This is a genomic window from Veillonella montpellierensis DSM 17217, assembly GCF_000426745.1.
Classification (GTDB): Bacteria; Bacillota; Negativicutes; order Veillonellales; family Veillonellaceae; genus Veillonella; species Veillonella montpellierensis.
In genome coordinates this window covers 88,238-115,019 of sequence record NZ_AUFY01000008.1, presented here as the reverse complement: position 1 = coordinate 115,019, position 26,782 = coordinate 88,238, and the positions used below count along the sequence as shown (strand labels likewise).

The window sequence follows — 26,782 nt, the reverse complement described above, 5'->3', positions numbered from 1 at the left end:
TGATAGGCTCATTATAATGAGAAAATGTGAAATAAAAATGAATTAAGTAATAAAATTTTAAAAAATCGAGTAGCAATCGATACATGATAGATATACGTTATTCGCATGAAGGTAATCGAATTTCAAAAGTAGCTCCTTTACCAATCGTGCTTTGTACTGATGCAGTGCCATTATGAAGATGCACCACCTTGTTCACAAAATATAAGCCCAATCCCACACCTTGATTGTCTTTTTTACTGCGCGACGTTTCGGTCTGATATAAACGTTCCCAGATTTTATGGAGATTTTCTTTTTCAATACCAATCCCATTATCGGATACGGTAATCACAACTGTATTCGTATCGCGGCGAGCTTTCACTTGAATGGAATCAGTCGTAAATTTTATAGCATTGTCAATTAAGTTGCCAATAGCGCGACGTAAGGCCACACTCTGAGCCTCTACGACTAGATGAGGGGCTATGTCGAAATCAATAGTAATATGTTTTGTTGTACAAATGCGAAGATAATCTTGTTCCAATTCACTTAGCATAGACGATACATCGAGCGCTTCTAGTTGTAACGTTTTAGCGTGATCTAGGCGAGCAATATCAAGGAGCTGACTAATGAGCGATGTCATGAGGCGACTTTGTTCAAAAATATGATTAAATCCCTCTTTCGCCTCCTCTATGGTAGTGCTATATTTTTTCCCAAATTCACTTTCCGCTTGGATCACTGCAATGGGGGTTCGCAATTCATGGGATATATCGGAACTGAATTGCTTTTCCCGATTCGACATATCTTCAAGACTGTCAAGCATCGAATTTAACGTAATACTTAGCTCATAAATTTCATCTTTCGCCATCGTATCAGTGACTAATAAACGACGGGATAAATTATTTTCCGCACCAATATCGCGCGCCGTTTGAGAGATGGAGTGCAAAGGTCGTAACCCTCGTTTGATTAATAAGTAACCGCCAATAGAACCGACAGCTAGAAAGAGGAATCCTGCTAAAATCAGTCCATACATCATGGCCGCTGTTTTTTTAGTCAAGTCCCGTATCGGTGCTATACCGCGAAGCCAACCGTTAAACCCAGCAATTTGGAAAGGAGAATCATAGTAATAATAGGTACTACGATTGATGGTTATCTCCGTAATATGGTGAGGTGATAATGGCGCTTCCCCTGGAAATCCATCAGGGATGGCGCCTTTGATAATGCCCCCCTTGTCGGAATAAACGAGAAAAAATATACCATTAGAAAACGGTTTGAATTGATGAATGTCGTCGGCCATATTCACCGTAGTACTTTGCAAAGTGTCCTTTAATTGCGACGTTTCCCACCGCTGCGTAAATTGAAAGACGAATACAGATAGCAATATGACGATGAGACTTAGGAATATAGTGTACCACGCCATTAATTTGAACGTTAGAGGAAATCGATCATAGACCTTTGAAAGTCCGCTAAAGAGCATTTTTTCATAATCCCTTAACTTTGTATAGGTAATGCCTTTTGTATGGTGCGCATTCGGGTCACACTTCGCTACGGGAGTGCTCGTTTCACCTGGAGAATCTTTCATTGTGCTACGCTCACTAGTACTAGTAGAGGTGGGTGGGGACACTTTATTTATATGCTGCGCCGCATTGCTTTCTGTATCAGTCTTTGTCTCCACTGGTGATGCACTGTAGGATGATTCACCAAGAACTTTAGAATCTGGCTTTACCGGCGCATTATTCTTGCGTTTTGAAGACATAGCCAACTCCGCGCACAGTATGAATCAATTTCTGCTGGTCATCAATATCTACTTTTTTTCGCAAATCCTTAATATATACATCAATTAGATTGGAATAACTTTCATAGTCATATTCCCATACATGATCTAAAATTTGCTGACGGGACAATACGATATTTTCATTGCTAGCTAAATAATAGAGTAAATCAAATTCCTTAGTCGTTAATGTTACCGGTGTTCCATTATATGTTACCGTACGGCTTTGCGTATTAATCGTTAAGGGCCCTACGACTAAATCATTTTTAGCTTGTTGTTTGCTCCGTCGCACTAAGGCGTAAATGCGAGCAATTAATTCTTCAAACTCAAACGGCTTTACTAGATAGTCATCGGCGCCACTATTCAATCCAGTCACACGATCTTGCAACGTGTATTTAGCGGTTAATAATAATACAGGCGTTTTATTATTATCGTGGCGAATTTGTCGTAACACACTTAGACCATCAAGCTTTGGCATCATAATGTCCATAATAATGACATCATAACTAGAATTATTGATGTACTCTAAGGCTTTCTCGCCATCTAAGCACGTATCAACAGTCATATTTTCTGCCCGCAAATATTTAGCAGTAATATTAAGGAGCATTTCTTCATCTTCTACTAATAAAATTTTCATACAACCTCCTGCGTATACGCATATCTATATAACTACATCAATCGATTACTATGATATATGACAGTCACAATAGTATGATGACTATCTATCTTATATATCAACTATTATACATCTCATGAAAGTATCGTCTACTCTCAGTATATTCGTACGGCACTAGCCTAACTTAGTAATGTATCGTTTATCTCGATTACATCTGTACGTATTTCATTATAGTTATATAGTATATATTCATACACAATTATACACTAACATGATGGATGACTCCATGCATAATATTTTCTGAAAGTAGGCACGTATGAATAGATGGTAAGTCGGTGATAGGGACGTATGAGCAACATAGAGGAAAAAGTAGACCCTTACTGTATAAACATATTAAAGAAATAAAATTAATCATCGTAATGGAAACATGCTTGAAAGGTGTAGGCCTCACGTTATAAACCTATCAAAGACATAAAGAGTAAGGCTATGAACTTACTTGCCTTACCATAGATAAATCTAAATGCGGACCAACGCATACCGTTATGAATTTACTTTTATTTGTCGTAAGTGCATCCAAATGCGGACTAACGCATACTGTTGTGAATTTATTTTTGTTTGTCGTAAGTGCATGTAAACGATGGAAAAGGGAAATGCGATGAACTTACTATTATTCGCCGTAGATGAACTCATGATATGGACATCGTCAAATTATATGAGATGGCGCGCTCGACGTCATAGGATAGACTAGGCGTCGATAAGAGCCTAATAGCCACTTATACGTGGTATATTCTGTGGTAGTTTTTTGATTACACGAACATTACAAGTTTATTTTATATAAAATGGATAGTTTTTTTCTAGTATGATTATAGTTAGGAGTCATATGACTGTGTTAGAGATTGATAAGATGGTTATGAAAATCTTTCATATAGAAATATTTTTACTAACACTGATTACATTTAAAATTCCTCTATAGAATAGTAGGCCTTAGTTGAGTTTTATGCATAGATAACAGGTTTTTATAAATAGTCCAAAAAACGTCCAAAAAAATATTGAGAAACATTATCATGAAAAATATTTTATATAAAAAATAAGAGAGAATAATTGATGATAACTTTTAGTTATATACTAATCTTGAAAAAATACATTGAATATTATATATGTAGTAGCATATATGTGGTTTGTTGTGATTTTTATCTCTTTGCTTTGTGTAGTTATACACAAAAAAATACAATATTATACAAACATAATATAAGAAATATGTTTGTTAACCCTATTAAAATACATGGGAATTAGTAACTATTAATAAACGATATGTATTTTCAATAAATGAGCTATAAATTAATTATGCATAATTGGCTTTAGACAAAGGGCGTTAATAGAGTCTATAATTATAAGTAATCAAGTGGAGGTTACAACCCTTGTATAGAGGGGTTGTTGTTTGCTCTAAATAAATAGGTATATAGGTACTTATGAGGAGGTAACTATGGAACAGTTTGATGTTCTCATTGTAGGTAGTGGTGGCGCAGGTATGCGTGCCGCATTAGAAGTAGGCCGTCGTAAAGGTCTAACTGTAGCGTTAGCTACTAAAATTTTCCCAACTCGTTCAGCAACAGCCATGGCACAAGGTGGTGTTAACGGTTGTTTAAACAACGTAGCTAAGGAAGATACTATCGAAACACATACATTCGATACAGTAAAAGGGTCCGACTATTTAGGAGACCAAGATGCGATTGAATTCTTCTGTCAACGTTGTCCAGAAGGCATTTTAGAAATGGACCAAATGGGCGCTCCATTCTCTCGTACAGAAGAAAACAAAATTGCGCAACGTAACTTTGGTGGTCAATCCTATCCTCGTACTTGCTATAGTGCGGATAAAACAGGCCATGTTATTTTGCATACCACATATGAACAATGCTTAAAAGAAGGCGTTCACTTCTTACAAGAATGGTATTTACTTGATCTTGTAAAAGTAGATGGTCATATCTGTGGTGCCGTTATCTGGAACATGAAAGAAGGTAAAGTAGAAACCATCAAAACGAAGGCAATCGTATTAGCCACTGGTGGTTCTGGCCGTATTTTCTGGACTCGTACCACAAATCCATTCTTGTCTACCGGTGATGGTATGGCAGCTGCATTCCGTGCAGGGGCTGCCTTAAAAGATATGGAAATGGTACAATTCCATCCAACTGGTTTAGGTAAAACTGGTATCTTAATGTCTGAAGCTGTTCGTGGTGAAGGTGGTTACTTATTAAACTCCGAAGGCGAACGGTTCATGAAAAAATATGCACCGAATAAAATGGAATTAGCATCTCGTGACGTAGTAGCGAAAGCTATCGAAGTGGAAATCGCTGAAGGTCGTGGCCTTGGTGGATCTGGTCTAGACGCTTATGTAGTAGCCGACTTACGCCACTTAGGACCAGAAGTAATTATAGAAAAATTACATGGTATTCGTGACTTGGCGTTTTCCTTCGAACATTGTGATCCATTGGTACCACCTGTTCCAATTCGTCCTACTTGCCACTATATTATGGGTGGTATCGACGTAGTAGACTACAAAACATGTGCTACTGAATTACCAGGCTTGTTCGCTGCTGGCGAATGTTCTTGTATCTCTATCCACGGTGCCAATCGCCTTGGCGGTAACTCCTTAGCCGACGGTGTCGTATTTGGTCGTGTATCTGGTGCTGGTGCTGCTGATTATGCTGCCACTCATGAACAAGTGGAATGTGCCGCTCAATTAGAAGAAAAAGCAGCTGAATGGGAAGCTAAGTTCAAAGAAGTAACGGCTCGCAAAACTGGTCGTCCTGTTGTAGAAATTCGTGATGCTCTAGCAAATGCGATGTGGAATAAATGCGGTATCTTCCGTAATGAAGAAGGTATGACCGAAGCGTTAAACGAAATCAATCAATTGATTGAAGACTATAAAACTTGCTACGTTGGTGATGCAGAACGTACCTACAACATGGCGTTTGTTAACTACTGTGAAATCAACTCCATGTTGACAGTAGCGAAAGCGATCGTATCTGGTGCTTTATATCGTAAAGAATCTCGTGGGGCTCACTTACGTGAAGACTTTACGAAGCGTGATGATGTAAACTTCTTAAAACATAGTTTACAATACTTACAAGATGACGGAGAGTACAAATTAACAACCCGTGATGTAGTATTCACTAAATATGAACCACAAGAAAGGAAGTACTAAGATGAGACAAATTACTTATAATATCACCCGTTATAATGAAGGCCGTTCTTATGTACAATCCTTTACATTTGATTACGAGCCAGATCGCACTATCCTTTGGGGCTTACAAAAAATCAAAGATACCCAAGATCCTACGTTAACATTCTTAGCAGCGTGTCGTTCTGCTGTATGTGGTGCTTGTTCTGTAAGAGTTAACGGTCAAGCTATGTTGGGTTGCGAAGCTAAAATCGATGAAGTCACAGAACGATTCCATAGCGATACGATCGATATTGCTCCTATCGGTAATTTCCGTGTAATTCGCGACTTGGTCGTTGATTGGGAAGCTAAAGTAGATCGTTTACGTACAGTAGCTCCTTGGATTTTCTTAAAAGAAGAATTGGCAAAAAATGGCGTTCGTCAAACACCAGCCGATTTCAAAAAATTCGTAGCTGGTACAGAATGTATTCTTTGCGGTTGCTGTGCATCGGAATGTAATAAATTGACTGCCAACGAAGAAGACTTCTTAGAACCATATGTATTTACTAAGGCAAATCGCTTTGTATTAGATAGCCGTGATGATGCACCATTAGCTCATATTAATCCTGCCTTAGCTCATGGCTTATGGAAATGCGTACACTGCATGAACTGTATTTCTCGTTGTCCTAAACATTTGAAACCAGCTCACGATATTTCCAATATGCGTAAAGAAGCTACTAAAGCTGGCTTGTTCGGCGATGGTTTATCTCCAAAAGGTCCTCGTCATGCGTTAGCTTTCAAAGACGACTTGAAGAAAACAGGTCGCTTGAAAGAAGTATCCATGAGCTTGAAATCCGATGGTATTGTAGATTCTTCAAAACAAATGTTCTACGCATTACGTTTGATGAAACATGCTAAAATCAATCCATTGGAATTAATCGTTCCTCAAAAACCAGTCAATGGTATTGATGGCGTTCGTAAGCTTATCAAATTAGCAGAGGAGGCTAGCAAATAATGAAATACGCATTTTTCCCTGGCTGCGTACTTGAAAGTGCAGCAAAAGAAGACTATATGGCAACCAAAGCAGTTGCTAAAAAATTGGGTATCCAAATCGAAGAAATTGACGGTTGGACTTGTTGCGGTGCCTCCCATGTGCAAGACATCGAACCATTAACAACCTTGGCTACCAACGCTCGTAACATTGCTTTAGCAGAAGAACAAGGATTAGATGTATTGACTGTATGTAATACATGTACTCTTATGCTTCGAGAAGCCAAAAAAGAATTAGATGAAGATGTAACAAAACGGACACAAGTCAATAATATGCTTGCCCAAATTGGTAAAGAGTACAAAGGTACTTCGAATATTACTCATTTCTTATGGGTGTTAATTCGTGACTATGGTTTAAATAATTTGAAAGCAAAAGTAGTGAAACCATTAACTGGTTTACGGGTAGCTGAATATTATGGGTGCCATATTCTTCGTCCACAAGAAACAATGGACTTTGAAGATTACCAATTACCAACTAGCCTATTTGATCTAATTACCGCTATTGGTGCTACACCAATTGACTTCTCTCGCAAATTAGATTGCTGCGGTTTCCATGCCGTATATCCTGCACATGATTCAGTTATGGAAATGACTGGTTCCATCAATGCAGATGCTGCTAAAGAAGGGGCTGATTGCGTGGTAACACCTTGCCCTCTTTGCCAAATGCAATTGGATATGTTCCAAAAAGAAGCAGAACAAACTGTAGCGAAAGATAAAGATATGCCAATCTTACACATGTCTCAGTTGATTGGCTTGGCATTGGGCATTACTCCAGAAGAAATGGGTATGCCATCTCGTCACTTAACTAGCACTGCTCCTATTCATAAATATATCTAAGGAAAATATGAATGAGCTATATGGAAGTCGTAAGGACGACTTCCAGTACTAGTAAGTAGGATATGTATTATATGAGCCATAGGGATTATGTAACGGATAGTTGATTTATTAATCAACTATCCGTTATTTTTGTGTGTCCATCAATGGTAAGGTGCTAGTAGAAAATCGTAATAAATTGTGAGCGTGCGATTATGCAGCATGGTTCTATTTTGATTAGTGGACATCAACTGTTAGTGAACTAGTAGAAAAGAGTACTGCCTAGGGGCGTGATGCGCAGTGTGTTGCATGTAATAGTTTTCCTTACAATATATAGATGGTATGTGATTGGAAAGTTTCTAAATAGATAGCTATTACATACAGAAATACTACATAGGGATTCTATGATTACAAAAAGACGGTGAAAAATGTGATATATAAGAATGGCCTTCCATGTATATGACAGGTTCATAGATCCATGTGTGTAAGAATTAGTATATAAAGAAGTGTGTAAGGATCAATATATAAAGAAACAGAGGTCGTTTCGTATCCTTAGTGGCATGACGGAGAGAACCATGCGTGACAGATTATGATAGAGATGGGAATACTAATGATTGATGAGCTGTTTTTGTTATTTTATAGAGTGGTTAATATCGACATTTTTCTATTGTCAACATACATGAAATTGTTGTTGTTTACTTTTAAGTCCTTTGCTATACTTAGATGATGAGGTAGTAATGGCAATTATCTAATAGAGTAGAAAGTATGGACATACGTCAGCGGATAGACGTGTCTATGCACGCTGATGAGCGAGCGTAGTTGTACTTTCAGTATGGTATAGAAATTGACTGACTTAGAAGAGGTAAGTAGATGAATAAACAAGATGTGATGATTGAAGTGAAGAACTTGAGTCATGTGTACGAAGATGAAAATGGTAATCCCGTAGCGGCGCTAGAAGATGTGTCGCTAACCATTCATCGAGGAGAATTTGTGGCTATTATTGGCACCAATGGTAGTGGTAAAAGTACACTGGCGAAACATTTTAATGTATTGCTACAACCGTCATCGGGGGCGTGTGTGGTTGCGGGCATGAACTCGATGGAAGCGGAGCATATATGGGATATACGCCAACATGTGGGCATGGTCTTTCAAAATCCAGATAATCAAATTGTAGCCGCCATTGTAGAAGAAGATGTAGCCTTTGGCCCTGAAAACCTAGGCGTTGCACCAGAAGAAATTCGTAGGCGTGTAACAGAGTCATTGGCAGCCGTCAATATGAGCGAATTTGCACATCATGCACCGCACCTTTTATCGGGGGGACAAAAACAGCGCATTGCCATTGCTGGCGTGTTGGCCATGAAACCAGATTGCATTGTGTTGGATGAACCGACGGCGATGCTAGATCCGAAAGGACGTCGGGAAGTCTTGGAAACGGTACGTCGATTGAATACAAAGGAAGGCATTACGGTTGTGTATATTACACATTTTATGGAAGAAGCGGTTACGGCGGATCGCATTATTGTTATGAAACATGGCAAAAAATTACAAGAAGGAACTCCGCGTGAGATTTTTTCACAAGTGGATGTATTGAAAGAACTAGGCCTTGATGTACCGGTAGCAGCGGAAACGGCTGCATCGCTAGTCAAACATGGCTTACCACTTCCGCCTGGCATTATTACGAATGAAGAATTGGGGGATGCATTATGTCGATAGTATTAGATTCGATTACCTATACATATGGACAGGGTACGCCCTTTGAAAAGACTGCTTTGCACGATGTATCGCTTACTATCGAAGAGGGAGAGTTTGTCGGCATTATTGGTCATACAGGGTCTGGTAAATCTACCTTTGTACAACATTTAAATGGACTTTTACACCCTACTAGCGGTCAAGTGACTGTGAATGGTGTAGATCTTGTGGGAAAGACAGAGGAAGCCAAGAGAATGCGTCATCAAGTGGGGATGGTGTTTCAATACCCTGAACATCAGTTGTTTGAAGAAACGATTGCACAAGACATCGCTTTTGGGCCACGCAATTTAGGACTTTCTGAAAGTGAGATTGATGAACGGGTGCGAGAAGCCATGGCCTTTGTAGGGTTAGAGTATGATACCTATGCAGATCGTTCTCCCTTTCATTTATCGGGTGGTCAAATGCGACGCGTCGCCATTGCTGGCGTGGTGGCCTTACGGCCGTCTTATTTGGTGTTAGATGAACCATCAGCAGGGCTCGATCCTTTTGGTCGGGAAGAAATTTTTAGTCAGATTATGCGCCTTCATCAAGAACAAGGGGTGACGGTCATTCTTGTATCCCATAACATGGAGGACGTTTCACGCATGGCGTCGCGCGTTCTTGTGTTTGATAAGGGAACGGTTGTATTAGATGGCAAACCGTTAGACATCTTTAATCATCATCGTGAGGAGCTACAAGCGGCCGGCGTGGATATACCGCCCGTATCCTTAATGCTTGCAAGTCTACGGGAACGAGGACTGGCGGTCAGCGAGGATTGTTTATCCGTGGACGATGCAGTCGATGCTATTTTGGCGGTGCCATGCATAGAGGAACGCTGTCATAGCAATGCGAATCGTTCGCAGGCGATTTCATCTAAAGCGCGTCATCAGTCGGCTAGCGCTGGAGATAGTACACATGAGCGTGAAGAAGGAGGTGTCTAGGCATGTTGCAAAATATAACGATTGGTCAGTACTTTCCAGGTACATCGTTTCTCCATAAAATGGATCCGCGGGCTAAAATTGTAGGGACCACGCTATTCATTGTAGCTATCTTTTTAGCCAATACGGCCATCGCCTATGGCTTAGTAGCCGCTTTTACCCTATTATGCATGGGCATATCGCGCTTGCCAATTCGCCTCTTATGGACTTCTATTAAGCCCTTATGGATTATTATCGTGTTCACCATGGGCATTCATGTGTTTACGACACCGGGCACAGTGGTTTGGGAATATAGCTGGATTCACATTACCTATGAAGGCCTGTCGATGGGCTTTCAAATGGGAGCACGATTAGTATTTTTAATCTTGTTTTCGTCCCTATTAACCTATACCACATCGCCGATTCGCTTGACCGACGGCATTGAGCACTTGTTGACGCCGTTTAAACGCATTGGCGTACCAGCCCATGAACTAGCTATGATGATGACCATTGCGTTGCGTTTTATTCCTACCTTGTTAGATGAAACGGATCGCATTATGAAAGCCCAATCAGCGCGTGGTGCCGATTTTGTTACAGGCAGCATTGTAAAGCGAGCTAAAAATATGGTGCCTTTGTTAGTCCCTCTATTTATTAGCGCCTTTCGACGAGCCGATGAATTGGCCACTGCCATGGAAGCACGTTGCTATCGAGGTGGCGTGAATCGCACGCGGATGAAAGAGCTATCCATTACTTCCTATGATTATATTGGTGTGGGCGTTGTTGTGGTGATTACGATTATCTTGGCCGTTCTATGGTGGCTTTCATAGAAAGGCCGATGGACCTCTATGGATTTCTAGGACGATGAGTAGGTGAGATATGAGAAATATTCGGCTAATTGTAGCCTATGATGGCACAGAGCTAAAGGGATATCAAAAGCAGCCACCCAATAAAGGCATAACGGTGCAGGGCTGTTTGGAAGAGGCCCTCACTAAGGTGTGTAATGAACCGATTCAAGTATATGGCGCTTCACGCACCGATGCGGGGGTGCATGCCAAGTTTCAAGTGGTTACGTTTTTTACGACGGGCACGATTCCTACGGATAACCTAGTCCGCGCATTGATTGCCCATATGCCTAGATATATCGTGGTGAGAGAGGCTAAAGAGATTCCCTTAGATTGGAAACCGCGGTGGCGCATTTATGGCAAAGCCTATTCCTATCAAATTCATAATGGCCTCATTGATAATCCTTTAACACAACGCTATCATTGGCATGTGAAAAAGCCGTTAGATGTAAAGCGGATGCGAAGTGCCATTCCTTTCTTGCTAGGAACACATGATTTTACAACGTTGCAAGGTACTAATTCTACGCCGGCGAACCCCGTAAAAACTTTGTACGATATAGTGATTTTACAAGAAGGCGAGAGGATTACAATCCATGTGATGGGCGATGGATTTTTATATCATATGGTGCGCAATATGGCGGGCTTGTTGGTGGATATCGGATTGGGTCGTAAGGCCGTAGAGGATGTAGCTATATTGTTATTGGCAAAGGATCGAAGGCGTATTGGTAAGACCGCCCCTGCCCAAGGTCTTTGCTTAGAAGAAGTATTTTTTACCAAGGAACGATTAGAAACCTATCGAGATGCCTTACACCGTAGCGATAGGAGTCGCTAATCGATAGAAGAGTAGCGGTAGGTTCCTAGCACAGCGATAGGTATGACTGGAACTACAAATGGGGTGGACTTTCATGCAGAACGGGTATAGAAAGATGGCGAAATCATGCCTTGATTCGTTGAATTGTTATTGATGGATTATAGTGTACATGTTACAATTTATACAGTAAAAAGGCTGTGACAAAATAGTATATAGTTACAATGTTTATAGTCATGGATATGTATAGTACATAGTCTGTTAACGCTTAGTATATCCTAAGGAGGGTGAAACACTTGCGTAAAGATTTTATCTGGAAAATGGGTGGACAACAAGGTGAAGGTATTGAATCTTGTGGCGAAATTATGGCTACAATTCTTGCCAAAGAGGGATATTCTCTATATAGTCAACGTTTGTTCGCATCTCGCATTAAAGGTGGTCATACCACATTTGCGTTGCGTATTGCTTTAGAGCAAATTATGTCGATTGGTGAAAGCATCGATTTCTTGGTGGCATTGGATCAAGAAACTGTCGATATGCATGGCGGTGAAGTCCGTGATGGGGGCTTTATTATTTGTGATAGTAAAGTTAAACCTGATTTTTCTAAGTTTGAAGGATCGAAGGTACACTGCTTAGCGTTGCCAATTTCTGAAACTGCATTGAAACAAGGGTCCTTGTTAATGCGTAATATCGTGGCATTAGGTATGTCCGTAGCATTATTGGGATTTGATACGGCGCCATTCAAAGACGCAATCGCCGCTAAATTTGCTAAAAAATCACAAGATATTATCGATAAAAACTTACAAGCCTTTGCCGATGGACATGCATTAGTGATGGCCTCAAAAGGTGATGTAGAAGTGGATACCTTACCAGCACCAGGCAAGAAAGATCAAATGTTCTTGCTCGGTAACGAAGCGTGTGCGTTAGGTGCTATTGCAGCAGGGTCACGCTTTATGGCATCCTATCCGATTACACCAGCATCGGAAGTTATGGAATACATGATTAAACATATGGATGCCCTAGGGATGACAATCGTACAAACAGAAGATGAAATCGCGGCATGTATGACAGCCATGGGCGGTGTGTATGCAGGGGTTCGCGGCTTTACCTGTACATCTGGCCCAGGATTATCGTTGATGGCAGAATCTTTATCCATGGCATCCATGGCAGAATTGCCAATGGTTGTCATCGATGTACAACGGTCGGGTCCATCCACAGGGATGGCTACCAAAGTAGAAACATCGGATATTGATGCGGCTTGCTATAATGCACATGGGGATTATGCAAATATCGTTATTTCCCCAACTAGCATCGAAGAATGTTTCTATGAAATTCAAAAAGCTTTTAACTTGGCAGAACAATACCAATGCCCAGTTATTTTCATGCCCGATTTGCAACAAGGACTTAACAAACAATCTGTACCATCCTTCGATTTACATCGCGTACCGATTGAACGTGGTCAATTGATGAAAGAAGAAGACTTGCCGCCATTAGAACGTCCTCACTATTTCAAACGCTTTCAATTGACCGATAGTGGCATTTCCCCTCGTACTATTCCAGGTATGAAAAATGGCTTATTCCTATCTACAGGACTAGAACATAACGAAGAAGGTAAACCAGCAGAAGCGCCAACTATGCACGTGGCACAAACGGATAAACGCTTTAGAAAATTAGAAACCGTAGCCGATCACTATGACCCATTCTTGGTGAACTGTCCTCATAAAGAGGCGGATGTATTGATTGTGGGCATTGCCTCTAGTCGTGGCGCTTTGGAAGAAGCGGCGGCTGAACTTAATGCAGAAGGCGTGGCAGTCAACCATTTACAATTACGCTTGATTAAACCATTCCCTAAAAAACAATTGGAAGCGTATTATAATACCGCTAAAAAAGTTATCATTTGCGAACAAAACGCAACGGGCCAACTAGCTAATTTGTTTAAAATTCATATGGATGATAAAACTAAAATTTCTAGTTGCTTAAAATATGATGGTAATCCTTTCACAAAATCCTATGTGAAAGCGGCCATTAAGGAGGTATTATAATATGACAACAGCGAATGATTATAGAAACGATATTCGACCTAACTGGTGTCCTGGCTGCGGTCATTATGGTATTCAAGCAGCGATTACCGATGCGATGGTGCAACAAAATATTGCACCAGAAGAATTGGCCGTTATTTCCGGGATTGGTTGCTCCAGCCGTATTGGAGGATATTTCTATGCCTACGGTGCCCATACGACACATGGCCGCGCTTTGCCATACGCACAAGGCGTTAAATTGGCGAACCAAGACCTACATGTAGTATGTTGCTCTGGCGATGGTGATGCGTATGCCATCGGCATGGGACATACCATTCATGCGATCAAACGAAACGTAAATCTTACCTACATCGTTATGGATAACCACGTATATGGCTTGACGAAAGGGCAAACATCGCCACGATCGGACATTGGGTTTGTGACGAAAACATCACCACGTGGCTGTTTTGAAAGTCCTCTTTCCGTTTGCGAAACTGCCATTGCAGCAGGAGCTACTTTCGTAGCACAATCGTATATGATTAACCGCAAAGAATTGGTGGATTTAATTATTAAAGGGATGCAACATGAAGGGTTCTCGTTCATCAACGTATTTAGCCCTTGCGTAACTTATAATAAACAAAATAGCTTTGATTACTTCAAAGAAAACTTGACTACCTTACCAGACGACTACGACTATACCGATCGCTCCTTAGCGTTTAAAACACTTAGCGATACAGATGGGTTGGTAACTGGTCTATTGTACCAAGACAATCAAAAAGAATGCTTTGAACGCAGTATGGCGGCCGTTAATGGGGGTATGCATAAACGAGCATTAGTGCATGATGTGGTAAAACCAGATGCGGCACTATTCGATGAACTATGTGCGGCGTTTAAATAAAAAATTTGCACATACGAGGTATTTATATAGTCAGAGTGAATGGGTATGAGAAGGTGATATCCTAAGTAGCATCGCACGATGTATGGATGTACACTGTTAGCTATATAGTAGGAGAATCAGTGTAATTTCGTATAGGGTACTCTTTTGATGAGGGTATACGCGAGCACTGTCATAGGATATGAAACCGTTTAGCCCCTACACTAGGGTTTATATGGAATAGAAGAATACATTAGTATATGATACATAAACAGGCAAGTAGCACTTATGTGCTACTTGCCTGTTCGTGTGTATACTATGGCATACATAGAGCTAGAGTTTACATTACATGGTGAATATATAGCAGAGTACTTTTTACATAAATCTTTGGAAGTTCGTAGTATACATGTTTGATTTTGTAGAAATATTGTTTGTTGTGCAATTATCATCAATTGTAGCATGGTATGATTGATGATATTACTTAACAGTAAAAGAGGTGTGCGGGTCAGAGAATTTATTTAATAATGGATATTGTAAGGGGATACCAGTATAAATAAAGAGTATAAATTTTATAAGGAGATAGTATGGATTGTATAGAAGCTCATAAGTATTCTTTTGCAAATAAAACTATGCTTAAAAATGAGAAGAAGTGTGGTTGTTTTTATTGCTGTAAAATCTTTTCTCCAAATGAAATAGAAGATTGGCGTGAAGATGAACCAGATTGTACAGCTATTTGTCCGTATTGCGGTATTGACTCTGTGATAGAAGAATCTATTGGATACCTACTAACAAAAGAGTCGTTAGAAAAAATGCACAAAGAATGGTTTTAGTAAAATGAATTAGCTACATTTGTTGGCAAACATTAAGGTCTTACACATAATAAGTGTGCTACTGTTGCCATATAATCACGACTATTATGTATAATGCATCCAATTCTAATCTGAACATAATCATACTACTTGTATCTAGTTAATGATTACGGTCATTGTGGATGCATTCATAATTGCAATTTTACCATTTTTATTAATACTTTTAAAAGTGATTTATTTCTATTATATAGCTGTATAATTTGCTTTTTGAACGATTTACGAAAGTCCTTTTAAAAGGCTTTCGTCATACTAGACATCTCTTTCTTTGATTCTGTGGTTGTCGTATATCGGATGGATTTGTCGGTTTTGTGTGAGCGAGGTAAGGTGGTTTTAAAGGCGTTCGTAGCTGGACTATCATCATTAAAACACTGTTAGAACAGCTAGATAGCAAACTATTGTTAGCCTCTTACTAGATAGGGTTATTGTATGCATCTAGTTTCCATCTAGGGCTAATAAATTTTTTTTCATGGGAAACGCATAGCCTATTTTTTTCCTGCCTTCAGTTTCAAACTGTATGATGATAGAAGCATTTTCTATGGATATGACAGTACCGCGTCCAAAGAATGTATGGTGTATCTGTTTTCCTATTATATCATCAGGAATAGTCGAAGAAATATTGAGGACCGATGAGGGACGAACTAATTTGCACATTACCAAGATGTAATACCTCATATTCTTTGATTTTGGGCAATTATGGGCGGTTTTAACGTAAAATACTAGGCTTATACTAAAGTTGCATTTTAGTAATGGTTGAACATTGTATATTTATTTTAAAAGATAAATAAATACTTATAGGATAATTATTATATAAATAAATAAGTACATAAATAATTACGATAAAAGTATGCTCATACTATACGTATGTACTTGGTCTGTGGATGGGGTCAAGTTATGTGGGAGCGTAATGTGTAAGGGGCATAAAAAATCATGGACAGCACCATACAGGCAAGTTGATTATGAAATATAGCGTTTTTTAACAAAACGCATAATTTATATATAGAATAGGCATATCGGATTGATAGGATATAACATTTTAGCTATAATTTTTATTGAAAAAGATTAATATCATTTTTCAAGTTTGTTGTATGCAATGCGTTTGATAGCAGGTGCTAGGAGGAGTAGAATGGGTAGAATGGTAGAAGTAGAAGCAGAATGTGATATGCCACAAACGTTGAAACGGTTTAATTCGCTAGAGGTGAAAGCGACTTCCTTAGGTGGAGTTCAGAGGGTAGTGATGGCAGCGATTCCCTTTTATGATAGAGGAATCGATAGTACACTCGTTGTTTATGAGGATGGAAATTTAATGATTGAGCATACATCGGTACGCCGTTTCATTCATCATATGGCAAAAATGCGAGGATTACGGTTGAGTTACGTGCGCCAGATTGAAATGGGAGACCATATTCGTGGCTATACACTGCCCTTTACCATTGACCCGTTGCATACTTTTATTATGATGAAATGTCGCAATCATCCGATTGGGCGAGATCCAGCATATGGTTATTTCAATAGTTATCTATTATTTTCTGGTTTATTTGCGTCCACCACGACGAAAGAATCGGCCTTTGTGATTAATAGAACGTGGCAGATTCCTATTTATTTAGGCTTGCGAAGTATTCATAGTAAATTATGGCACGCCTATGAAAGTCATCGCGCGTATATATGCGATTTAAAATATATGTTAGAGTTGCCATGCAATAGTCATGTATGTCATAATTATGGTAATCAATATATACAGTCGTAATGATAGAAAGGGGTCTATTATGAACACTACGGATTATGATAGTATGTACCCGTATACGGGTGGCAATCAGTATTCTACTAAATTTTGGGAAAATTTTGTGTATGTCACAACGCATAAGTATGCTGATTTTCATGGACGTGCTTCACGAGGCGAGTTTTGGCGTTATACGTTAGTCGTATTCCTTATATCCGCCATTCTTCCTCTATTGGCGAGGGCCATTTTTAGTGATGGTGTTGGGGATGCGTTGTCGGTTATCATATCCATAGCTTTGTTCTTACCGTCGTTGGCACTATCGGTGCGTCGATTGCATGACATCGATAAATCGGGCTGGTGGGTATTGATTCAGATCATCCCATTATTGGGCGGTTTATATTTGTTATATTGCAATGTCCGTCGTGGCGATCCTCAAGCCAATCGATTTGGTCCAAATCCGATTCCAGAAGAATAACAAGATGGGTCTACGCGTAGCATCTCGTGTTATTGGCTTACTGAGTTACTATAGAAATACATGCATGTTGCTGATGTTGAAAGTCGGCAATATGCATGTTTTTTTATTGTAGCATGGAAGGTCATGGATATGACTTTCATCAAAAGTGGGCGCCTTATCATAGAAAAGAGGGCGTGCATAAGGTGCGTGTATGAGTGCCTTGGTAAGCGATGGATTCGTTTATACCTTATAGACGCAAAAGCACCGATTGCTCATGATAGAAAGGGGGGGGGAGAGCAATCGGTGCTTTTTGCATACTATATAGTTAGGTGTTATATAGTTCATCAGTTATTGATACATATATAGCAGATAATACCTATATAAGCTATATCTATGGTAAATAGATAATCGTAGGAGTGGTAGATTATCTATGAATATTAGTCGAGTGTATTGGATTCAGTTTGCATAAGACCTTGGGCATTACGGAATTCAATGTCTTCTTTTTGAGCTTTTAATGTAGGATCCTTAGGCGTACCGAGTAGACGTCCATAAAGGAAGTGGTAGGCAAGGAACGCTACGATTGATACGATGGCGGTCAATAGGAACATGTTGGTGAAACCGACGATTTCTTTCACACCGCCTAGTATGTAAGGTCCTACACCGATACCGATATCAAGGGCGATAAAGTATGTGGAAGTGGCGATGCCGATGCGATGGTAAGGAACCATCTTAACCACAAGGGCTTGTCCGTTTGACATGTACGTACCATATCCTAACCCGACAAATACAGCGGATAATAGAATCATCCAACTAGCGCTAGCATAGGCAAGTAAGATAATGCCGATGGCAAGGGAAATGAAGCAAGGGTATAAGACAAAGTTTTCCCCTTTTTTATCAAATAGAATGCCAAGACCAGGACGGGTAATGGTAATGATAACAGCGTAGACTACAAAGAAGAATGTGCCGGCTTGTACCATGTTGATTTCTCGTGTGTAGGATGCCATGAAACCGAGTACACCGGAATAGGCTAACCCAACGAGGACAGAAATGAGGGTAACAGAGTTTACACGAGGTTCTAAGTAATCTGAAATGTGAAATGCTGTATGTGCGCCTTTTGGTGCGGAGAAGGTAGGTTCTTTAAATTTCATTAAGAACGCACCGATAATACAAAGAATAACTAAGGCGACACAGAAGTAAATGATAAAATCAAAACTTGTTAAGTGTAATAAGAAAATGCCAAGGAATGGACCGATAGCGGCGGCCAAACTTGTGCTAAGACCGTAGTAGTTGATACCTTCGCCACGGCGTGCTTTTGGAATAACGCTAGCGATAATAGTACTTGTTGCTGTGGAAGTAATACCATAGGCAAAACCGTTTATAAAGCGAACGATATCAAGGACTGCAAGGTTTGGTGTGTAAAAGTAAAGAATGGTGGACACCAAATATATAAATAAACCGCCGTATAAGACTTTTCTACATCCGAGCGTACCTACAAAGCGACCAGCAAATATACGAGCCACGACGGTACCAATGATGTAGATGCCGACTGCTAACCCAGCTTGACTAGCACTGGCGTGAAAGTTATCTTTAGCAACCACGGCGATGATTACCATGAGTAAGTAATAAATTAAAAATACTAATAAGTTGATGATTGTATCCAACACAAAGGGCATTGTCCACAATCGTTCTTTTGAATCAGCCATTGTATAACACCTCTATTTTCATATTTTTTTCTATAGTTTTTAACTGATGTAGATGATTATAAGACTAAGAAAATAACTTGTAAAATGATAAAATGAGAATACAGTTATAATATTTTTTTATAAATTAATTATAGGCGTGTTGAAAAGTAATATTCATAAAATAAATTAATAGATTGACGCTATAAAAAAAGAAATGGGTACACAATCGTTGATAAAATATAATAGTGTAAGGGTGTGTTATTTTTTGTCATTGCAGATAATTCTGCATAGATTTTATTAATAGCATATCTTATATGTATAAAAGTTGCTTGCAAATAAGAAAATAAATGCCTCTGTTTTGTCAATGTTTCTAGGCACTGGGGCGGAGGTATATTTGCTATGCATAGAGGATGAGTGTATGAGCGTATCATTCGGCATAAAACAGCGAAAACCCGTTGTGATAGGGATGGTATCACAACGGGTTTTCTCCGTAGATAGGAATATATGATCGTTCATGCGCTGCGTTTGATGATTGAAAGGTTACAACTCATGAACGATATGTCCAATATAATGATGCATCAATGTAGCCTAAGTAGCAGAAGAACTCACAATCGATAGTAAGTGTTATTATTTCAGTGCCTTTACTGGATAGGGTTATGGATTAGGCACCAGCTCGTTGGGCTGTTTGGATTGGTTCTATAGGTTGTACATTTTGCGTAGGTACAGTACTAGCCACTGGCGTTGCGTTTGGTACGTCTGGTGTAGTAAGGCCTAAGGTCAAGTCTTGAATCATCTGTAAATCTTCTAATGGTGAACGACCGCCTGTTGTCAAATAGCCACCAACCATTAGACCGTTTAAGCCACCAGTTAAGGCGTAGGCTTGTAAATCACGAAGATTTACTTCGCGACCACCAGCGGTACGAATTAATGCTTTTGGCAATACGAAGCGGAATACGGCAAAGGCACGAAGTATTTCAAAAGGAGTCAATCCTTTATTATGTTCAAAAGGAGTGCCTTTGATAGGATTTAGAATATTTAATGGCACCGAATCAATGCCTAATCGTTTTAGCTCAAAAGCCATTTCTACTCGTTGGTCTAAGGTTTCATTCAAGCCTAAAATACCACCGGAACAAACGCGAATACCTGCTTTTTTGGCATTTTCAATGGTACTCATTTTATCTTCATAGGAATGGGTGGTGCAAATGTCTGGGAAATGGCTTGGTGCCGTTTCAATATTGGAGTGATAGCGAGTTACACCAATTTCTTTTAGGGCGAGAGCTTGTTCATAGGTCAATAGTCCAAGGGAACAACAAATTTCAAGACCCACTTCGTTACGAATGCGTGTTAAGGCATGGAGAATTTGATCAAATTCATTAGGGTTGGTGGTGTTTCGTCCGCTAGTAACGATGGAAAAGCGAACGGCACCAGCTTCTTTCGCCTTTTTAGCCGCATTGACGATATCATCTTCTTTCATAAATGGGTATACAGTAACCCCTGTATCGTGATGGGCCGATTGGGCACAGAATTTACAGTTTTCTGGGCATTTGCCAGAGCGAGCGTTGACGATGGCGCAAATATCTACCTTGTTATCGTTGTAGTGTTGACGAATTTTGTCGGCCATGGCCAATAAAATCATTGTATCTTCATCGGGTGTGCGAATGAGTTCACGCGCCTCTTCTACGGTGATTTCACCACCGTCTAATACCTTTTTTGCATATTGAATAATTGTTTCGTAATGACCGACTTGGGCTTTAGGATGATTTGTGTCTCTCATAATTTTTACCTCACATATATTGTTAACCTAACCTATTGTTTGTAGGTTGATAGTATAAGGCTATTATATATCTCATAGGTGTAATCGTCAATCATGAAAGAAAGCAAAGGTTAACATAAAAGAAAACCAGACTTCCTGTTACGGACGTAAGAAAAAGAGAACTAGTGGTGAAAGACAGAGGAGTTTTATGCTATAAGTGTATAGAACCGATGAGGCGTGAACGGAATGTGTGAGCATTCGTAGCACTGCGCGTGAAGAAGCGACTTTCAAAATGATAGATACGAAACGCCTTACACGACATAAAGGTAACCCTTACATGATATAAAGGTAACCCTTATATGATATAAAGCTAAATAAGGCTAAGTCTTACAGGATATATAAGTAATTCATCATGTATCACGAAATGAGTAATCATTAAAGCTACATCTTACACGGTATCAAGCTAAATAAGGCTAAGTCTTACACGATATGAAACTAAAAAAGCATTGTTTGTCATATTGGAAGCGGGTTCATCAAATACAAGGGGAACGTTTACATAGGGCCTATGAGTTAGTTGTTAAACTTTTACAGAGGATACATGACTAAGCATTAAACTTTTACATAGGAATATACGTCAGCATCAAACTTTCACATAGGAACATGGACAGTCATGGATCGGTCTATTCATTTCTTATAGGTCTATGTGGTACAATACAGGTACTAATGAGTGTGTCAGTAGAACGTGGCGATTGGCACGCAACGATTACGGATAAGTAGTAGATTACCATGTATGGGTGTACCACGTATGGTATAGATGATTATGACGACCATGATAGGTCGTAGTAGATAGAATTGAGAGAGGATGATTCGATGCAGCCATTTCGTTTTATTCAATGTGGCGATTTACATTTGGGTACGCCTTTTTCCTATGTGAAGATGGATAATCCACAAGTTAATCAAGTGGTGGCTACTTCGACCTATCGGTCATTTGAGCGTATTGTAGAGCTAGCTATTGTAGAAGGGGTCGACGCTCTATTCATTACAGGGGATGTTTACAATAGTGCGGATCATAATTTAGCAGCTCAGGTGCAATTTGTTCGTTTGTTGCGCCCGTTGGAAGAAGCACAGATTCCCGTTTATATTGTGCAAGGTAATCATGATCCTGCTGAAAGTTGGCAGGCCCATATCGCCATGCCGAGCAATGTGCATATATTTTCCGATACCGAGGTGGAACGGATGCCGCTTATGGTAGGAAATGTTGAAATTGGTGGTATTTATGGTATCAGTTGTGGTCACGGTAATGAACGAGTGTCGCAAGTGGAGAACTTTCAGAAATGGGATAGGGATGAGTTTAGTATTGCCATGATGCACGGCACCGTAGGAGGCGTTAGCGCGGAGCATATGACGGTGAATCCTTGTACGCAGGGAGCACTGCTAGATAGGGGCATGGATTATTGGGCGTTAGGTCATATTCATAAGCGGAGTGTAGTACATCAACAGCCGTATGTGGTGTATGCAGGCAATCCGCAAGGGTTACATAAGAAAGAAACGGGACCGAAAGGTTGTTATGTGGTACAGGTGGCCAGTAATGGTCATTGTGAGTTGACGTTCAAGGAAACGAATGCGGTGCGTTTTGAACACGTGGATATTCCGATTGACTCACTTCATACAGAAGCGGAAATGGTAGAAATGATACGTCATCATAAAGAGATGATACGAACGAAGGTGGCGGTACCTGTGTTGCTAGACATTACATTGACGGGGATGGGCCCTATGTATCGGTTGTGCGCAGATGAACAAGTGCGCCAAAGTTGGTTGGTTGCATCGCAAGAAGATGAAGCACATCGTCATCAATTTGTCATGCCTTATGAAATACGAAATGCATCTGAGCCAGAGATGGACCTTGCTATACGCCTTCAGGGCGCTGATGTGGTAGGCGACTATTTGCGGGCCTTTATGACGATAGGTGAAGGACGACAGATTATAGAAGAGCGACCTGAAATGAAACGACTAGGTCCCTATCAAGCATTATTAACAGATGAGTTGATTGAGAGGGCTTTACAGCGAGCAAAAATAGAGGGTGCCATGCGTTTAGCAGGAGAGAGCGATGAAGATTAAACAGTTACAGTTAGAAGAATTTGGACCCTATCGAAATTGGTCGTTTACGGCTGGTCAAAAGGGGGTACAACTGATATATGGAGCCAATGAAAGCGGTAAAACATCGCTGTTAGAAGGAATGCGTACCATTTTGTTCGGAGGCAAGGCCAAAGGGTATGCTACTTGTATAGGCTCTATGATTGTGGAGCATGAAGGACACGATTATTATATTGGTCGCCATCAGAAACGGCTTGACTTTTATCCGCTTGGTGAAAGTCCGATTACCCAAGAACCTGCGGCGTATTGGTGGCATGGGTTGAGTAAAAAAACATACAACCGTATTTTTGCCTTAACCTTGGCCGATTTACAAGGGGTACAAATCGTACAAGAAGTAGATGTACGAACACGTTTTTTTGGCGCCGAAGGTGGAGAAAGTCTTAGTGCGGTGGTGCAGAATATTGAAAAGGCGTCACAAGAGTTATTGGTTACGTCGGTGAATGGAAAACGAAAAATCAATCGTTTAGTAGAAGCGTTGCAGCAAAATCAATCGCGGATTGCGGAATTATCCGCTCACGAGGTGACGTATCGGCAATTACAACAACAACTGGACAATACGGTTCTTACAGAGCGCGAATTGTTAGACCAATTACAAGAGCGACAAGAGTATATTCACAGTATTGATTTGGTGTTACAAGCGTGGGAAACCTATGGACGTGCAGAAGAGGCAAAGAAGCAAATTAGCATGTTAGCATCGGTTAAGCAGTTAGAGCGCGATCGCTTTTTAGCGTTGGATCGTGAGCTTAACCAATGTCGCGAACATATGCAGATTTGGAGAGATAAAGAAGCGGGACTTATGCCGGATCATTTCAGTCCTCAATCCCCATTAGGTATATATGCACAAGACATTGAAGAATTGTATCAAGAGGTGTCTAAATGGGATCAATTACGGAAGGAATGTAAACAAGGCGAAGCCTATTTAGAGAAAGTACAAGAGCAATTAGCCTTGTCACGGACATTGCATTCTGCTTGGCGCAGTGATGTGCCTATGGATACGGACATCAACTGGTATGAAGGAGAGCGCTTGGCCAACCAATTGCGCATAGCCACCGCCAATTATGAACAGTGGCAAGCAAGAGAACCAGTATTGCCGAAAGAGTTAGAAGGTCATGAAGTGGTTGTGAATGGTTCGCCTAGGCCAACTGTATCGCCTGAGGCGGTACAAGATATACGCCGAGCCTATGCGGCGCTACAAGACGTACGTGCAGACCAGAAAGGATGGACGAGCAAGAGGAAATGGTGGCTCAAGGTTACTACAGTCGCATGGGGTATAGCGGCTATCGGCATTTTTATGGTCCTTCTTGGCGTAGCACTAGCTATGATGCCCCTATGGATAGGGATAGCACTCTTGGTGATAGGGAGTAGTGGAGGCCTGTATAGTTATTGGCAAGGCCATAGAGCGAGTACGAATCAGCAAGAGATGGCAGTGTCTGTTGCACATAAAGAAACAGCTCTTCGTCAGTTAGCTCAGCACTATGAGGTGCCTATGCCGACGAGCGAAGCGGATTTACAAGAGATAGAACGGACTCGTGCCGTTACTGCTTCTATGACGCAAGACGTGACCTTGATGAAAGCCCATGCCTATCAGGAACTATGTGCACACTGGCGAGAGGAAGGAAAGACCTTAGAAGGGGTGAAAGCAGAGGCGCTACGAGCTTGGCAACATTGGTTGCCAGCGGCAGCTAGACGGACGCTAGTGGATACAGATTTTTTTGCTATGAAACAAGAATATGACCGCTACCTAGAACAACTACACCTTTTTAAAGGCTATGAACGTCGCATGGAAGAACATCGAGCGGCACTCAATGCCATTGAAGAGAGGGCACATACGCTATGGGACAACGTGGGGATGAAAACCGCGGTGACCCCGAGTGAAATGAGGCGCTTATATCGCCTGTTAAAAGAGTTTCGTCAAAAAAAGATACGATGGGAACAAAAGGAATCGCAACGGAAAAATTTCCGTGAAGAATTTGATCAGTGGAATCGAAAAGAAAAAGATGTATTACTTGCTCAAGATGAGTTAATTCAGCGTAGTGGATTGCAGTCTGCTGCAGAATATCGACAACAACTATTGCGTTACGATCAATTGAAGCAATGGGAAACAATTTACCATCAGAGCCGCATTCAATTAGATTTAATTGCAAAGCAAGATGATAATCCAGATATTCTATATCGTCGATTGCGTGAAGGAAACTATGATAAATGGGTGTCCGAATCGAAACATAATGCAGATGAAGTGGCGATAGTAGAACAAAAACTAGCAGACCTCTATGAAAAACGGGGAACGATTACGGAAGCGATGCGCACGTTGGCGGATGATGTAGTCTTGGCAAATACGTTGCAAGAACGAGAAACGTTGGAAAGTGAATTATCTGAGGCCTTAGAAGAATGGGCTACACAAGTATTTATGCATCATGCCATGGATCTAGCACAACGTGAATATGAAGTGCATAGCCGACCGCACATGCTCTCGCTTGCATCGGACTATGTATCCAGTTTGACTAATGGGCAGTACACGTTAGAACAGGATAGAATAGAAGAAACGGTGTATGTAAAAGATTGTCATGGTCAGCGGAAGGATAGTCGCTATTGGAGTAGCGGCTTAGGCGATCAAGTCTATTTGGCGTTGCGCTTAGCCTTGGCCACTTCCTTTTCAGAACGGGTAGAACCATTACCACTGGTGCTAGACGATATTCTAGTGCGCTTTGACCAAGATCGACAAGAACAAGCGCTTTCTTTGTTACGTCGTATAGGGGCCACACAGCAAGTGTGGATCTTCACTTGCCAACGAGAATTGCTTTCTATGGCGCGTAAACAAGATGGCATTGATACCTACGTGTTAGAGGATCAAAACGTGGTAGCTCTCAGTTAGCACAATGAGTCAGTTTGCTCCTACAAACCTTTTTATCGAAACGCGAGAGACCTAGGTATCCCTACTTGTTATAGGCGTTACAGTTTTAGTACGGCACACGTTTTTGTAACGATGAAACGAGTGATACGCTGTATATGATTCGCCCAGAGCATACCAAGGCTAGGCGTAGAGCGACGTATAGGCCGCTATGCATCGTAGCGTCAGCGGGGCGACTTGTTTGTATCAGTCGATATAAATCGCAGCGACTAGCGGTGAGCAGTTTAGTGGGATATGGGAAAGATGAAACAAGTGATACGCCGTATATGATTCGCCCAGCGCATATCAAGGCTAGGCGTAGAGCAACCTGTAGGCCGCTGTGCATCGTAGTGCCAGCGAGGCGACTCATTTGTATAAGTCAATATAAATTGTAGCGACTAGCGGCGCGTCGTTTTATGAGGTATCGGATGTGTGTCATTGTGTATACAAAAAACAATAATGTTTTAAATGCATGGTATTATGATGAAAAATCATAATACCATGTTTTTTATATATTTTTCTTTTTCAGTAGACTTTATTATACTAGTAGTAGACATTTTCTATAGAATTTATAAATATGAGTGTGACTGTACTCTCCGTTGAGGAGAATTATAGGGACGTGGTTAATGTATATACAAATATAGCTTTGTATATATATTAATAATTGTATAGTCCTATTATGTAAGAAAGTGTAGAGCA

General features: G+C 40.5%; 20 protein-coding genes. 15 read left to right on the top strand and 5 right to left on the bottom strand.

Features of this window, described 5'->3' with window-relative positions; genetic code table 11:
* Positions 1 to 97: 97 nt before the first annotated feature.
* Positions 98 to 1,729, bottom strand: coding sequence for a sensor histidine kinase (locus tag K357_RS0104170; RefSeq protein WP_244869374.1), 1,632 nt, complete (start codon positions 1,727 to 1,729; stop codon positions 98 to 100).
* Positions 1,707 to 2,381: a response regulator transcription factor gene (locus tag K357_RS0104165; RefSeq protein ID WP_028257586.1), complete on the bottom strand. Its 675-nt coding sequence runs from the start codon at positions 2,379 to 2,381 to the stop codon at positions 1,707 to 1,709. Before K357_RS0104165 ends, K357_RS0104170 begins: the two co-directional genes overlap by 23 nt.
* 1,462 nt (positions 2,382 to 3,843) lie before the next feature.
* On the opposite strand from K357_RS0104165, the gene K357_RS0104155 reads away from it, so the two are divergent.
* The 10 genes from K357_RS0104155 to K357_RS0104110 all read left to right on the top strand — a co-directional run bounded on the left by K357_RS0104155 (position 3,844) and on the right by K357_RS0104110 (position 15,397).
* Positions 3,844 to 5,562: an FAD-binding protein gene (locus K357_RS0104155; RefSeq protein ID WP_028257585.1), complete on the top strand. Its 1,719-nt coding sequence runs from the start codon at positions 3,844 to 3,846 to the stop codon at positions 5,560 to 5,562.
* A gap of 1 nt (position 5,563) precedes the next feature.
* Positions 5,564 to 6,532 (top strand): succinate dehydrogenase/fumarate reductase iron-sulfur subunit, encoded by a 969-nt coding sequence (locus K357_RS0104150; protein WP_028257584.1) that lies wholly within the window; start codon positions 5,564 to 5,566, stop codon positions 6,530 to 6,532.
* Positions 6,532 to 7,404 (top strand): CoB--CoM heterodisulfide reductase iron-sulfur subunit B family protein, encoded by an 873-nt coding sequence (locus K357_RS0104145; RefSeq protein ID WP_028257583.1) that lies wholly within the window; start codon positions 6,532 to 6,534, stop codon positions 7,402 to 7,404. Before K357_RS0104150 ends, K357_RS0104145 begins: the two co-directional genes overlap by 1 nt.
* Positions 7,405 to 8,250: 846 nt before the next feature.
* Entirely contained in the window at positions 8,251 to 9,093 is an 843-nt protein-coding gene (locus tag K357_RS0104140) for an energy-coupling factor transporter ATPase (RefSeq protein ID WP_028257582.1), read from the top strand.
* Positions 9,084 to 10,049, top strand: coding sequence for an energy-coupling factor transporter ATPase (locus K357_RS08815; RefSeq protein ID WP_081658400.1), 966 nt, complete (start codon positions 9,084 to 9,086; stop codon positions 10,047 to 10,049). The genes K357_RS0104140 and K357_RS08815 overlap by 10 nt, the downstream gene beginning before the upstream one ends.
* Before the next feature lie 2 nt (positions 10,050 to 10,051).
* A complete protein-coding gene (locus K357_RS0104130) occupies positions 10,052 to 10,852 on the top strand; it encodes an energy-coupling factor transporter transmembrane component T family protein (RefSeq protein WP_028257581.1) in 801 nt (266 codons plus the stop codon).
* A gap of 49 nt (positions 10,853 to 10,901) precedes the next feature.
* Positions 10,902 to 11,699 (top strand): tRNA pseudouridine(38-40) synthase TruA, encoded by a 798-nt coding sequence (truA, locus tag K357_RS0104125; protein WP_028257580.1) that lies wholly within the window; start codon positions 10,902 to 10,904, stop codon positions 11,697 to 11,699.
* A gap of 272 nt (positions 11,700 to 11,971) precedes the next feature.
* Positions 11,972 to 13,717: a 2-oxoacid:acceptor oxidoreductase subunit alpha gene (locus K357_RS0104120; RefSeq protein ID WP_244869373.1), complete on the top strand. Its 1,746-nt coding sequence runs from the start codon at positions 11,972 to 11,974 to the stop codon at positions 13,715 to 13,717.
* 1 nt (position 13,718) lies between these two features.
* On the top strand, positions 13,719 to 14,591 hold the full coding sequence (locus K357_RS0104115) for a 2-oxoacid:ferredoxin oxidoreductase subunit beta (RefSeq protein WP_028257578.1): 873 nt from the start codon (positions 13,719 to 13,721) through the stop codon (positions 14,589 to 14,591).
* A gap of 560 nt (positions 14,592 to 15,151) precedes the next feature.
* Complete coding sequence (locus tag K357_RS0104110; RefSeq protein ID WP_028257577.1) at positions 15,152 to 15,397, top strand: hypothetical protein; 246 nt, start codon at positions 15,152 to 15,154, stop codon at positions 15,395 to 15,397.
* 471 nt (positions 15,398 to 15,868) lie between these two features.
* Here the strand turns inward: K357_RS0104110 and K357_RS0104105 are convergent, their stop codons facing one another.
* Entirely contained in the window at positions 15,869 to 16,093 is a 225-nt protein-coding gene (locus K357_RS0104105; protein ID WP_028257576.1) for a hypothetical protein, read from the bottom strand.
* Positions 16,094 to 16,559: 466 nt separating this feature from the next.
* On the opposite strand from K357_RS0104105, the gene K357_RS0104100 reads away from it, so the two are divergent.
* Complete coding sequence (locus K357_RS0104100) at positions 16,560 to 17,180, top strand: hypothetical protein (protein WP_028257575.1); 621 nt, start codon at positions 16,560 to 16,562, stop codon at positions 17,178 to 17,180.
* Positions 17,181 to 17,199: 19 nt separating this feature from the next.
* Complete coding sequence (locus K357_RS0104095) at positions 17,200 to 17,628, top strand: DUF805 domain-containing protein (protein ID WP_211218945.1); 429 nt, start codon at positions 17,200 to 17,202, stop codon at positions 17,626 to 17,628.
* 416 nt (positions 17,629 to 18,044) lie between these two features.
* Here K357_RS0104095 and K357_RS0104090 read toward each other — a convergent pair whose 3' ends face one another.
* Positions 18,045 to 19,310, bottom strand: coding sequence for an MFS transporter (locus tag K357_RS0104090; protein ID WP_028257573.1), 1,266 nt, complete (start codon positions 19,308 to 19,310; stop codon positions 18,045 to 18,047).
* A 640-nt stretch (positions 19,311 to 19,950) separates the two neighbouring features.
* A complete protein-coding gene (bioB, locus tag K357_RS08810; protein WP_081658399.1) occupies positions 19,951 to 21,063 on the bottom strand; it encodes a biotin synthase BioB in 1,113 nt (370 codons plus the stop codon).
* Between the two features lie 849 nt (positions 21,064 to 21,912).
* Between bioB and K357_RS0104080 the strand changes: the two genes are divergently transcribed.
* The 3 genes from K357_RS0104080 (at position 21,913) to K357_RS09715 (ending at position 26,478) form a co-directional block, all read left to right on the top strand.
* Positions 21,913 to 23,160: a metallophosphoesterase family protein gene (locus tag K357_RS0104080; protein ID WP_028257572.1), complete on the top strand. Its 1,248-nt coding sequence runs from the start codon at positions 21,913 to 21,915 to the stop codon at positions 23,158 to 23,160.
* A complete protein-coding gene (locus K357_RS0104075; protein WP_028257571.1) occupies positions 23,150 to 26,068 on the top strand; it encodes an ATP-binding protein in 2,919 nt (972 codons plus the stop codon). Before K357_RS0104080 ends, K357_RS0104075 begins: the two co-directional genes overlap by 11 nt.
* Before the next feature lie 134 nt (positions 26,069 to 26,202).
* Positions 26,203 to 26,478, top strand: coding sequence for a hypothetical protein (locus K357_RS09715; RefSeq protein WP_156004890.1), 276 nt, complete (start codon positions 26,203 to 26,205; stop codon positions 26,476 to 26,478).
* Positions 26,479 to 26,782: the final 304 nt, after the last annotated feature.

What these genes read in the sequence shown, in the direction of transcription:
- K357_RS09715 (WP_156004890.1), top strand. Translation starts at nt 26,203, where the DNA reads ATGATTCGCCCAGAGCATACCAAGGCTAGGCGTAGAGCGACGTATAGG.
- K357_RS0104170 (WP_244869374.1), bottom strand. Translation starts at nt 1,729, where the DNA reads ATGTCTTCAAAACGCAAGAATAATGCGCCGGTAAAGCCAGATTCTAAA.
- K357_RS0104115 (WP_028257578.1), top strand. Translation starts at nt 13,719, where the DNA reads ATGACAACAGCGAATGATTATAGAAACGATATTCGACCTAACTGGTGT.
- K357_RS0104155 (WP_028257585.1), top strand. Translation starts at nt 3,844, where the DNA reads ATGGAACAGTTTGATGTTCTCATTGTAGGTAGTGGTGGCGCAGGTATG.
- K357_RS0104095 (WP_211218945.1), top strand. Translation starts at nt 17,200, where the DNA reads ATGAACACTACGGATTATGATAGTATGTACCCGTATACGGGTGGCAAT.
- K357_RS0104145 (WP_028257583.1), top strand. Translation starts at nt 6,532, where the DNA reads ATGAAATACGCATTTTTCCCTGGCTGCGTACTTGAAAGTGCAGCAAAA.
- K357_RS0104150 (WP_028257584.1), top strand. Translation starts at nt 5,564, where the DNA reads ATGAGACAAATTACTTATAATATCACCCGTTATAATGAAGGCCGTTCT.
- K357_RS0104110 (WP_028257577.1), top strand. Translation starts at nt 15,152, where the DNA reads ATGGATTGTATAGAAGCTCATAAGTATTCTTTTGCAAATAAAACTATG.
- K357_RS0104165 (WP_028257586.1), bottom strand. Translation starts at nt 2,381, where the DNA reads ATGAAAATTTTATTAGTAGAAGATGAAGAAATGCTCCTTAATATTACT.
- K357_RS0104140 (WP_028257582.1), top strand. Translation starts at nt 8,251, where the DNA reads ATGAATAAACAAGATGTGATGATTGAAGTGAAGAACTTGAGTCATGTG.
- bioB (WP_081658399.1), bottom strand. Translation starts at nt 21,063, where the DNA reads ATGAGAGACACAAATCATCCTAAAGCCCAAGTCGGTCATTACGAAACA.
- truA (WP_028257580.1), top strand. Translation starts at nt 10,902, where the DNA reads ATGAGAAATATTCGGCTAATTGTAGCCTATGATGGCACAGAGCTAAAG.
- K357_RS0104100 (WP_028257575.1), top strand. Translation starts at nt 16,560, where the DNA reads ATGGGTAGAATGGTAGAAGTAGAAGCAGAATGTGATATGCCACAAACG.
- K357_RS0104130 (WP_028257581.1), top strand. Translation starts at nt 10,052, where the DNA reads ATGTTGCAAAATATAACGATTGGTCAGTACTTTCCAGGTACATCGTTT.
- K357_RS0104090 (WP_028257573.1), bottom strand. Translation starts at nt 19,310, where the DNA reads ATGGCTGATTCAAAAGAACGATTGTGGACAATGCCCTTTGTGTTGGAT.
- K357_RS0104080 (WP_028257572.1), top strand. Translation starts at nt 21,913, where the DNA reads ATGCAGCCATTTCGTTTTATTCAATGTGGCGATTTACATTTGGGTACG.
- K357_RS08815 (WP_081658400.1), top strand. Translation starts at nt 9,084, where the DNA reads ATGTCGATAGTATTAGATTCGATTACCTATACATATGGACAGGGTACG.
- K357_RS0104075 (WP_028257571.1), top strand. Translation starts at nt 23,150, where the DNA reads ATGAAGATTAAACAGTTACAGTTAGAAGAATTTGGACCCTATCGAAAT.